1 protein-coding gene (only partly in view) is annotated in these 12,298 nt (G+C 73.0%); it reads right to left on the bottom strand.

Going from position 1 to position 12,298, the window contains the following annotated elements; all coding sequences use genetic code 11:
* Positions 1–12,298: the 5' portion of an amino acid adenylation domain-containing protein gene (locus H7827_RS01900; protein WP_432742114.1), read on the bottom strand. The gene continues 7,949 nt to the left of window position 1, outside the view; 12,298 of the gene's 20,247 nt are visible here — the first part of the coding sequence; its start codon is at positions 12,296–12,298; its stop codon lies beyond the left edge, outside the window.

The raw sequence follows: 12,298 nt of genomic DNA, 5'->3' as shown, positions 1-12,298 counted from the left end.
GGGTCACACCGGCACCCCCCACATACAGCTCGCCGGTCACACCCAGCGGAACCGGCTCACCCGCGGCGTCCAGGACGTACACCCGCAGATCCGGCAGCCCTCGCCCGACCGGGGCGGTCGCCCCGGCCAGATCTTCCTCGGTGAGGCGGATGTGGGTGACGTGGACGGTGGTTTCGGTGATGCCGTACATGTTGATCAGGGCGGGGGAGTCGTAGCCGTGCCGGCCGGCCCAGGCGCGGACCGAGGGCTGGTGCAGCTGTTCACCCCCGAACACCACCGCGCGCAGCGCCGTCTCCTGGCCGGCTGCGGCATCCACCTCCTCGAACGCCCGGAACGCCGTCGGCGTCTGGCTCAGCACCGTCACCCCCTGCGAGCGCACCAGGGCGTGGAAGGCGTGGGTGTCGCGGGCCGTCTCGTGCGGGACGATGATCAGGCGGGCGCCGGTGGTGAGGGGGCCCCAGATCTCCCAGACGGAGAAGTCGAAGGCGAAGCTGTGGAATTGGCTCCACACGTCGTCGGGGCGGAGTTCGAGTGCGCTGCGCGCGGCGGTGAACAGCCGGGTGACGTTGCGGTGGGTGACGGTGGTGCCCTTGGGCCGGCCCGTCGACCCGGACGTGAAGATGACGTAGCAGGCGTTCTCCGGATCGACCGCCACGGCGGGGGCTTCCTCGGCGGTCTCCCGGAACGACCCGAGGTCGAAGTGGACCCAGGGCCCTTCGGGTGCGGTGGTGTCCCGGGTCAGCACCAGCGGTGCGCCGGTCTCGGTGAGCATGTGCCGCAGGCGTTCGGCGGGGAAGGTGGTGTCCAGGGGTACGTACACGCCGCCGGCCTTCAGGACGGCCAGCGCGGCGACGACGGCTTCCGCCGAGCGGTCGATGAGCAGGCCCACCGGTGTCTCCGCGCCCACTCCCCGTTCGATCAGAGTGTGGGCGAGCGCGTTGGCCCGTCGGTCGAGGTCCCGGTACGTCAGCCGGTCCTCCCCGCAGACCACCGCGATCGCGTCCGGGTCCTGGGCGGCCCGCGCGGCGACCTGTTCGTGCAGCAGCCCCGCCGCGCACACGGTGCCACCACCCACCCAGGAGGCCACCAACTCCCGCTCCGGCTCCGGTATCAGGGACACCGGACCGTACGGCGCCTCCGGTTCCGCCGCCATCGCCTCCAGCGCCCGCACATGCGCGTCGCGCAGCCAGCCGGCCTGCTCGGCCGTCAGCTCGGTGGCGTCGTACTCCAGGTTTAGCCGCAGTCCGGCCGCCCCCGGCTCCCGGCTCAGCGACACCAGCAGCGGAAGGGTGGTCCACCCCGCCCCCGTCACCGGCTGCTCCTGGGCCCCCGCGTCGAAGGGGGCACCGCCGGGGCCTGTGCCGTCCAGCTGATGGAAGTGGTGGTGGACGAACCCGGCCGCGAACAGCGGTGCGCCGCCCAGCTTCCGCCGCATCGCCGCCATCGGGTACCGCCGGTGCGGATGCGTCGCCCGCTCCGCCGCGTGCGTGGCGCGCGCCAGATCGGTCCAGCTTCCGCCGGGCAGCCGCAGCCGGAACGGCAGGGTGTTGAGGAACAGGCCGCGTGCCTCGGTGGCGTCGGCCTCCTCCAGCCGGCCGTTCGACGACAGCCCGGTGACCACGTCCGGGCTCCCGCCGGCCACCGCCAGCACCCGCAGATGCGCCGCCATCAGCACCGACTTGAAGGGCACCCCGGCCCGCCGGGCGAACGCCTCCAGCGCGCCCGCCAGCTCCGCGCCCAGCGGCGTCTCCAGCGCGCCCCGGCCCGCCGCCGCGTCCGTGCGCCACCGCTCGCCGGGCACCACCGGTGCCGGTGCGCCCGGGATCCGGGCGATGCCGACCCGGGGCAGCCGCAGGTCCGGCCGGTCGGCCAGCAGATCGAGCCAGAACCGTTCGCTGTCGGGGGAGGCCAGCGCGGCGCGTTCGGCGGCGATGAAGTCGCGGAAGGTGGAACGAGGCGCCGCGTGCCGGATGTCGGCCCCGGTCTGCAGCACACGGTAGGCGGCGCTGATCTCGGTGAGCGTGGAGGCCAGACTCCAGCCGTCGAGGATGGCGTGGTGTTCGGTGACGGTCCACTGGAAGGCGTCGTCGGTCAGGACGTGCACCGCCATCCGCCACAGCGGCGCCCGGTCCAGCGGGAGCGCCGCGTCCCGCTCCGCGCGGATGTACTCGGTCAGCACCATCTGCCGGTCCGGCTCGTCCAGTCCCCGGATGTCCGTGACGGTCAGCGGTGTCTGGGCGGTGCGGTGGACCAGTTGCAGCGGCTCGGAACGGCCGTCGAGGTCGAAGGAGGTACGCAGGACGGGGTGCCGGGCCACGGTGCGCGCGAGGGCCTCGCGGAAGGCGGCCTCGTCGAACGGTCCGCTCAGCCGCAGGGTCTCCACGTTGTGGTACGGGTTGCGGCCCGGTGAGCGCTCCTGCTCGTAGACCATGCCGATCTGGAGTTCCCCCATGGGGTAGGCGTCGTCGAGCCCGTCAGGCAGGGTGGCCAGGTCCTCGGGCGTGAGCAGGTCGAACGGCTCGGCGGAACGGGGCTGCGCACCGGCCTCCGCTCCCGGCGGAGCCTGGGCGGCGGCGACGGCCAGCGCGGCCGGGGTGGGGTGGTCGAGCAGATCCTGGAGGGCGAAGACCAGCCCCGCGTCCCGGGCGTGGCCCAGCACCTGGATGCTGCGGATGGAGTCGCCGCCCAGGTCGAAGAAATTGTCGTGGCGGCCGACGCGGTCGATACCGAGGACCTGCTGCCAGATGGCGGCGAGGCGCTGCTCCGCCTCGCCCCGTGGCGGGTCGAAGGGCTGGACGAGGGAGGGCCGTTCGGCGGCAGGCGCGGGCAGGGCGGCGCGGTCCACCTTGGCGTTCGGGGTCAGCGGCAGTGCGTCCAGGGTGACGAAGCGCTGCGGCACCATGTACCCGGGCAGCCGTGCCGCCAGCCGCGACCGCAGCAGGTCGGGCGGCGCCGTCTCGCCGGGCCGCGGCACGACGTACCCGACCAGGTCCGTGACCACCCCCGGCGTCCGCCCGTCGCCGCGAGCGGTGACCACGCACGTCTGGATCTCGGGCTGCTCGCGCAGCGCGGCCTCGATCTCGCCGAGTTCGATGCGGTAGCCGCGGATCTTGATCATGTGGTCGACGCGGCCGAGGAATTCGAGTGTGCCGTGCGGGCTCCAGCGCCCGCGGTCCCCGGTGCGGTACAGCCGGCGCCCGGGGCGGTGCGGGTGGGGGAGGAAGCGTTCGGCCGTGAGCGCCGGGTTGTCGAGATAGCCGCGCGCCAGGCAGGGGCCGGATACGTAAAGTTCGCCGGGCGTCCCGATCGGGGTCGGCAGGCCGGCCTCGTCCAGGACGTGGACCTCGGTGTTGGCCAGGGGGGAGCCGAGCGGCAGCGGCCCCTCGGGCACGTTCCCGTGGGTGAAGGTGCCGCAGACGGAGAACGTGGTGGTCTCCGTCGGCCCCCAGCAGTTGACGAGCTCCAGACCCGGGTGGCGTTCGAGCACCCGGCGGGCGTGCTGCGGGGAGACGGTCTCGCTCCCGGTGAGGAAGCGCCGCAATCCGTCGAAGGTGGCGGGTTCGTGATCGACGAGCAGCGCGAACAGCGAGGCCGTGGCGTGCAGCACGGTGACCCCGTGCGCGCGGACCCAGCGGGCGATGTCCGCCGGCCCGTAGGAGATCGGCGGAGCCAACACCAGCCGGGCGCCGCTCACCAGCGGGGCCCACACCTCGAACGTGGCCACGTCGAAGGAGGACGGGGCGATCTGCAGCAGGACGTCCTGCTGCCGCAGCACCATGCTCTCGCCGCCGTGCAGGAGTTCGGTGACATTGCGGTGCCGGGTCACCACCCCCTTGGGCCGGCCGGTGGAGCCCGAGGTGAAGACGATGTACGCCCCGTGGTCCGGGCCCACCCCGCTCACCGGGTCGGCGTCACGCAGCGGATCACCGCCCGCGTCCTCGGCCACCGTCACGGGCAGGACCGTCCACGGGCCGTCCGGTATCCGGTCCCGCGCGGCCTCCGTCGCCAGCAGCACGGTGGCCCCGCACGCGCGCAGCATCCCGTCCAGCCGGGCGGCCGGGAGTTCGGGGTCCAGGGGGACGTAGGTGCCGCCGGCCTTGAGGATACCGAGCAGCGCGATGACCATCTCCAGGGAGCGTTCGGCACCCAGGCCGACACACACATCCGGTCCGACGCCGAGGTCCCGCAGGGTGTGGGCGAGCCGGTTGGCCCGGACGTTCAGTTCGCCGTAGGTGAGCTGCCGGTCCCCGGCGACGACGGCGACCGCGTCGGGTGCGGCGGCGGCCCGGCCGGCGACCATCTCGTGCACCGGCACCGCCGGCACCTCGACCCGCGGCCCCTGCCAGGAGGCGATCATCCGCGCCTCGGCGTCCGCCACCAGCGGAGCCCGCCGGTGCGGCGCCTCCGGGTCGGCCACCATCGTCTCCAGCACCCGGGTGTACGCGTCCCGCAGCGCGGCGGCGCGGCCCCGCGCCAGCAGCCGCGCGTCGTACTCGAACTCCAGCCGCAGCCCTTCGGTCTCCAGCCCTCTGCTGATGGCGACCACCAGCGGGAAGTGGGTACGGGCCATACCGCCCCGGACGTCCGCCTCGCCCTGTGTCAGCGACATCCCCGGGCCCTCGGTGGCCGCCGTCAGCTGGTGGAAGTGGTTGTAGACGAAGCTGACCTCGAACAGCGGATCGCCGCCCAGCTCCCGCTGGATGGCCGCCATCGGGTAGCGGCGGTGCGGCTGTGTCTCCTGCTCCCGGGCGAAGACGGCCCGCACCAGGTCGGTCCAGCTTCCGCCGGGCAGCCGCAGCCGGAACGGCAGGGTGTTGAGGAACAGGCCGCGTGCCTCGGTGGCGTCGGCCTCCGCCAGCCGGCCGTGCGTCGTCAGCCCGGAGACGACGTCGCAGTTGCCGGTGAGCAGGCTCAGCACCCGCAGATGTGCCGCCAGGACGACGGACTTGAACGGCACCCGCGCGCTGCGGGCCAGGGCGTCGAGCCGGCCGAGCAGCGCGGCGGGCAGCACCGTGCTGAGCGCGCCGTACCCCTGGGCCTCGTCGTGCTGGTGCGTCTCGTCCCCGGCCCCGGCCGCACCCGGCAGGCCCGTGGCGGGGAGCCGGCTGTCGGGCCGGTCGGCGAGCAGCCGGTGCCAGTAGTCGCGGGTCTCCGCGGAGGTGAGCGCGGCGCGTTCGGCGGCGATGAAGTCGCGGAAGGTGGAACGCGGCGCCGCGTGCCGGGTGTGGTCCCCGGCGCGCAGGGCGTCGTAGGCGGCGCCGATCTCGGTGAGGGTGGAGGCCAGACTCCAGCCGTCAAGGATGGCGTGGTGTTCGGTGACGGTCCACTGGAAGGCGTCATCGCTCAGAAGATGCACCGTCATGCGCCACAGCGGTGCCTCGGACAGGGTGAGCGGACGCTTGCGCTCGTGTTCCAGGTGCCCGGCGAGCGCGGCGTGCCGGGCCGCGTCGTCCAGGCCCCGCAGGTCCGTCACCTCCAGGGGCGTCACGGCGTGGGCGTGGACGAGCTGCACCGGGACGGAGCAGCCGCTCAGTTCGAAGGAGGTGCGCAGGACGGGGTGCCGGGCCACGGTGCGCGCGAGGGCCTCGCGGAAGGCGGCCTCGTCGAACGGTCCTGCCAGCCGTACGGAGTGCACATTGTGGTACGGGGCCCGCTCCCGGTCGCGTTCCTGCTCGTAGACCATGCCGATCTGCAACTGGGCCATGGGGTAGGTGTCGTCGAGGCCCTCGGGCAGGGCGGCCCGGTCCTCGGGGGAGAGCAGGGCGAACGGCGCCTGCCGTTCGGCGTCCGCCGCCCGCGTGCCGCCGTCCCCACCCTCGTCCCGGGTCACGGCCTGGGCCAGCTCGGCGAGTGTGGGGCGGCGCGTCACCTCCTGGAGCGCGAACCGCAGACCGGCACTCCGCGCCTGGCCCAGGATCTGGATGCTGCGGATGGAGTCGCCGCCCAGGTCGAAGAAGTTGTCGTGGCGGCCGACACGGTCGATGCCGAGGACCTGCCGCCAGATGGCGGCGAGGTGCTGCTCCGTCTCGCCCTGCGGCGGGTCGAAGGCTTCGACGAGGTCGGGGCGTTCGCCGTCCGGGGCCGGCAGGGCGCGGCGGTCCACCTTGGCGCGCGGGGTCAGCGGCAGGGCGTCGAGGAACACGAACTGCCGGGGCACCATGTACCCGGGCAGCCGTTCGCCGAGCCAGCCACGCAGCTCGCCCCGGGTGGGTGCCGGCTCGTGCGGCACCAGATAGCCGACCAGGTCCGCCGGGCCCGTACCGTCCTGCCGGGCCACCACCACACACTCCCGCACCTGAGGGTGGGCGCGCAGCGCCGTCTCCACCTCGCCGAGTTCGATGCGGTAGCCGCGGATCTTGATCATGTGGTCGACGCGGCCGAGGAATTCGACGGCGCCCCGGTGGGTCCAGCGTCCGCGGTCGCCGGTGCGGTAGAGGCGGCGGCCGGGGTGGTGGGGGTGGGGGAGGAAGCGTTCGGCCGTCATGGTCGGGTTGTTGAGGTAGCCGCGCGCCAGGCAGGGGCCGGATACGTACAGTTCGCCCGGTGTCCCGATGGGGGTGGGCAGGCCCGCCTCGTCCAGGACGTGGACCTCGGTGTTGACCAGTGGGGAGCCGAGCGGCAGCGGTCCGTCGGGGAGCGTGTGCCGGGTGTAGGCGCCGCAGACGGAGAACGTCGTGGTCTCGGTGGGACCCCAGCAGTTGACGAGCTCCAGCTCCGGGCAGCGCTGGAGGACGCGTGCGGCGTGCTGGGGGGAGACGGTCTCGCTTCCGGTGAGGAAGCGCCGCAATCCGTCGAAGGTGGCGGGTTCGTGGTCGACGAGCAGGGTGAACAGCGAGGCCGTGGCGTGCAGCACGGTCACCTCGTGCTCCTGGACCCAGCGGGCGATGTCGGCGGGTCCGTAGGAGATCGGCGGAGCCATCACCAGCCGGGCGCCGCCGACCAGCGGGGCCCACACCTCGAACGTCGAGTTGTCGAACGGCAGCGGTGCCAGCTGCAACAGCGTGTCCGCGCCGTCCAGCGTCAGGAACGGTGCCCCGTGCAGGAGTTCGGTGACGTTTCGGTGCCGTGTCAGCACTCCCTTGGGCCGGCCGGTGGAGCCGGAGGTGAAGATGACATAGCAGCCGTTGTCGGGGCCGACCCCGCTGACCGGGTCGGAGTCCCGCCCGGGGCCGGCCGGCTGCGGCCGTTCCAGGTCCAGGACGTCCCACGGCCCGTCCGGCACCCGGTCCGCGACCCGCTCCGTCGTCAGCACCAGCGGCGCGGCGACCTGCTTGAGCATGTACTCCAGCCGGGCGGCCGGGAATTCGGGGTCCAGGGGGACGTAGATCCCGCCGGCCTTGAGGATGCCGAGCAGCGCGGTGACCATCTCCAGGGAGCGTTCGGCGCACAGGCCGACGCACACGTCGGGTTCGACACCGAGGTCACGCAGGCGGTGGGCGAGCCGGTTGGCGCGCAGATTCAGTTCGGCGTACGTGAGCCGCTGGTCCCCGGCGACGACGGCGACCGCGTCGGGCGTGGCGGCGGCCCGGGCGGCGACCATCTCGTGCACCGGCACCGGCGGCACCTCCGTGCGCGGCCCCTGCCAGGAGGCGATCACGGCCAGTTCGGCATCGCCCACCAGCGGCGCCTGCCGGTGCGGCGCGCCCGGGTCGGCGACCATGGCGCGCATCACGCGCACGTACACGTCGCGCAGCAGCAGCACCTGATCCTGCGTCAGCACATCCGGGTGGTAGTCCAGCCCCAGCAGCAGCCGCGAGGAGTACGGATTACGGATGATCCCCACGTTCAGCGGGAAATTGGTGGGCTCGGCCCGGACCGTGCTGAAGCTGTCGATCTTGCCGTCCTCGATCCGGATCCGGTCCGCACCGAAGGCCTTGCTCAGCACATGGAAGTGGTTGTAGACGAAGTTCACCTCGAACAGCGGGCCCCCGCCGAGCCCGCGCTGGAGCGCGCCGAGGGGGTAGCGGCGGTGCGGCAGCAGATCGCGTTCGGCCGCGAAGACCGCCCGCACCAGATCGGCCCAGCTGCCGGTCGGCAGCTGAAGCCGGAACGGCACGGTGTTCAGGAACAGGCCCCGGGCCTCCGCCCCGTCCGTCTCCTCCAGCCGGCCGTTGGCCGTGAGCCCCACCAGGAGATCCGAACTGCCGGTGAGCACGCTGATGGCCCGCAGATGAGCCGCCAGCGCCACCGCCTTGAACGGCACCCCGCAGTGCCGCGCGACCTCCTGGAGGCCGTCGCACACCTCCTGCGGCAGCAGGGTCTCCACCGAGCCGTAGCCCTCGGCCTCGTTGTGCACCCGCCATTCGTCGGGCATCGCCTGCCCGGCAAGCACGGACGGGGCGTCCACCGGGCGGCGCGGCAGCCGGCAGTCCGGACGGTCCCCGACCCGCTCCAGCCAGAACTCCTCGCTCTCCCGCGAGGTCATCGCGGCCTTCTCCGCCGCGATGAAGTCGCGGTAGGTGGACCGCGGCGGCTCCGGACGGGGGTCACCCCCCGCCAGCAGTTCCTGATAGAGCGAGGTGATTTCGGAGAGCGTGGAATGCAGGCTCCACCCGTCGAAAATGGCGTGGTGCTCGGTGATGGTCCACTGGAACACCTCGTCCGCCAGCCGGTGCAGGCCGAAGCGCAGCAGCAGCGGGTGCGCGTGGTCGAAACGGTGTGCCCGCTCCGTCCGCACATAGTCGGCGATGACCCCCTCCTGGGCCGCGTCGTCCAGCTCCCGCACGTCGACCACGGTGAACGGCATCTCGGCGTGCGCGTGCACCAGTTGCAGGGGCTCGCTGTAGCCGCTCAGGTCGAAGGACGTGCGCAGGATGGGATGCCGGGCGACGACCCGGGCCACCGCCTCGCGGAAGGCCGCCTCGTCGAACGGGCCGATGATCCGCAGGCTGTCGACGTTGTGGTACGGCCGCCGGTCGGGGTCGAACTCCATCTCGTAGACCATGCCGACCTGGAGTTCGGCCATCGGGTAGGCGTCGGTGAGTCCCTCGGGCAGCCGGGCCCGGTCCCCGGCGGTCAGCAGCGAGAACGGCTCCGGCGCCGCGGCCGGGCCCCGCGCCCCGTCCTCCTGTCCGTCCGTGGGCGTGGTGACGGAGCAGACCCCCGCCAGTCCGGCGGCGGTCGGGTGCCGGAACAGGTCCTGGAGGGCGAAGGACACCCCGCCGGCCTTGGCCCGCCCCAGGACCTGAAGGGCGCGGATGGAGTCGCCGCCCAGGTCGAAGAACGAGTCGAGCCGTCCCACCCGGCGCACACCGAGGACCTCACTCAGGATGTCGGCGAGAAGCTCCTCCACGGGACCCTGCGGTGCGGCGTACTCCTGCCCGAGCTCCGGCCGTTCCTGATCGGGGGCGGGGAGTGCACGGGTGTCGATCTTGCCCTGCGGGGTGAGGGGCAGCTGGGCGAGGTGGACGAAGTGGTGCGGGATGGCGTACGGCGGCAGTTCGGCGGTGAGCCAGGTCCGCAGCTCGGTGGTGTTGAGGGGTTGTCCGGTGGTGGTGGTGGTGAGGTAGGCGGTGAGGGTGTCGGGGTGGGTGTGGGTGAGGTGGGCCTGGGCGATGTGTGGGTGTTGCTGGAGTGCGGTTTCGATCTCGGCGGGTTCCAGCCGGTGGCCGCGCACCTTGATCTGCTGGTCGGAACGTCCCTGGTGGTGCAGGGACCCCTGCGGCGTCCAGCGGGCCAGGTCGCCGGTGCGGTACAGGCGGCTGCCGGGCGGGCCGTAGGGATCGGGGACGAAGCGGTCCGCCGTCAGCCCCGGGCGGCCCGTGTACCCCCGGGTCACACCGGCACCCCCCACGTACAACTCGCCCGTGACACCGATCGGCGCCGGCCGGCCGTGCCGGTCGAGCACCCGGATCGTCATGTCGGGCAGCGCCGGCCCGATCGGGGCCGTGCTGTGGCGGAGATCCTCCTCGGTCAGGCGGATGTGGGTGACGTGGACGGTGGTTTCGGTGATGCCGTACATGTTGATCAGGGCGGGGGAGTCGTAGCCGTGCCGGCCGGCCCAGGCGCGGACCGAGGGCTGGTGCAGCTGCTCACCCCCGAACACCACCGCGCGCAGCGCCAGCGGTTCGCCGCGCTCCGCGTCGACGGCCTCCAGGTGACGGAACGCGGTGGGCGTCTGACTGAGGACGGTGACGTTCTCCCGGCCCAGCAGGGCGTGGAAGGCGTGGGTGTCGCGGGCCGTCTCGCGCGGGACGATGACCAGGCGGGCGCCGGTGGTGAGGGGGCCCCAGATCTCCCAGACGGAGAAGTCGAAGGCGAAGCTGTGGAATTGGCTCCACACGTCGTCGGGGCGTAGTTCGAGTGCGCTGCGCGCGGCGGTGAACAGCCGGGTGACGTTGCGGTGGGTGACGGTGGTGCCCTTGGGCCGGCCCGTCGACCCGGACGTGAAGATGACGTAGCACGCCCGGTCGGGGGAGATCGGTGCGGTCCGCGGCGCGGTGTCCGCCGCCGGTGGCTCCCCGTCCACCGTAGCGAGGTCGAGGGCGGCCCAGGGCCCTTCGGGTGCGGTGGTGTTCCGGGTCAGCACCAGCGGTGCGGCGGTCTCGGTGAGCATGTGCCGCAGGCGTTCGGCGGGGAAGGTGGTGTCCAGCGGCACGTACACGCCGCCGGCCTTCAGCACGCCCAGCGCGGCGACGACGGCCTCCGCCGAGCGGTCGATGAGCAGGCCCACCGGTGTCTCCGCGCCCACTCCCCGGTCGATCAGAGCGTGGGCGAGCGCGTTGGCCCGTCGATCGAGATCCCGGTACGTGAGCCGGTCCTCCCCGCAGACCACCGCGATCGCGTCCGGGTCCTGGGCGGCCCGCGCGGCGACCTGTTCGTGCAGCAGCCCCGCCGCGCACACGAGGTCACTTCCCGCCCAGGAGCCCACCAACTCCCGCTCGGCAGGGGGCATCAGCTCCAGCCGGCTCACCGGCAGATCCGGCTCCGTCACGGCGTGGCCGAGCAGCGTGCGCCAGTGGTCGACCAGCGTCGCCACGTCCGCCGCGTCGAACAGGTCGGTGGCGTACTCCACCTCCAGCCGCAGCCCGCCGGGCCCCCGGTACACCGACCAGGTCAGGTCGAATTTCGCCGTGTCCGTCGGCACCATCGTGCGCCGCACCGCGACCCCGTCCGGCAGCGTTGTGTCCGGTTCCTCCTCGTGCAGGGCGAACACCACCTGCACCACCGGCGTGTGGCTGAGGGAGCGCTCCGGCCGCAGCCGCTGCACCGCCACATCGAAGGGCACCCTGCTGCGGCCCAGGGCGTCCAGCACCCCGGTCCGCGAGCGCTGGACCAGGGACCGGAAGGAAGGATCGTCCGACAGGTCGGTGCGCACCACCAGCGAATCGGCGAAGAACCCCACCAGCTCGTTCAGCCGGGGCAGCCCGCGCCCGGCCACCGGCGAGCCCAGCACGATGTCCGTGCTGCCCGAATGCCGCGCCACCAGCGCCTGGAAGGAGGCCAGCAGCACCATGTACAGGGTGACGTTCTGGTCCGCCGCGAAGGTCTCCAGCTCCCGCAGGGGCACCCCGGTCAGAGGGTACGAGCGCGTCCGGCCCCGGTGGCTCTGCTCGGCCGGGCGGGGCCTGCCCGTTCCGAGATCCAGCACCTCGGGAGCACCGTCGAGTGCCTTCTCCCAGGCCGCCAGCGCCTTGTCCGCCCGGGGGCCGGCGACCGTCTCCCGCTGCCACAGCGCGTAGTCCGCGAACTGCACCTCCGGCGCCACCGCGGCACCGCCCGCCGCCTCCCCCTGTTCCCAGGCGGCGAGCAGGTGACGCTGGAAGACCTCCACCGACCAGCCGTCACAGGCGATGTGATGGAACGTCAGGTGCAGCCACAGTTCGTCGTCCGCGATCCGCAGCAGCACATACCGCACCATCGGCCCGGTCGCCAGGTCGAAGGGGACCAGCGCCTCGGCCTTCACCAGCGCCTCGGCACGCGCCCTCCGCTGTGCGACGTCCTCACCGCTCCCGTCCGCGGCGAGGTCCAGCAGCCGCCCCGGGACCCGGCGGTCCTCCAGGACCCGCTGCCGCGGTTCCCCGCCGCCGTCCTCCCCGATCACCGTGAACAGCACGTCCTGGCCGGCCGCCACCGCGTTCACGGCGGCCGGCAGCCGCTCCTCGGCATCCTCGGGAAGTGGCCCGATGAACCGCAGGGTGACCGGGATGTTGTAGACCGGGCGTCCGCCCATCCAGCGGTCCAGGAACCACAGCCGCTGTTGTCCGTAGGACAGCGGACCGCGTTCCGCCGGACGGGGCCGGAGAGTTCTGCTGGAGGGGGCCGGTGAATTCGCCGGGCGACGGATGCCGTTGTCCAT

The organism is Streptomyces sp. JH002, assembly GCF_050916115.1.
Lineage (GTDB): Bacteria > Actinomycetota > Actinomycetes > Streptomycetales > Streptomycetaceae > Streptomyces > Streptomyces xiamenensis.
This window is presented reverse-complemented; position numbering and strand designations above follow the sequence as displayed.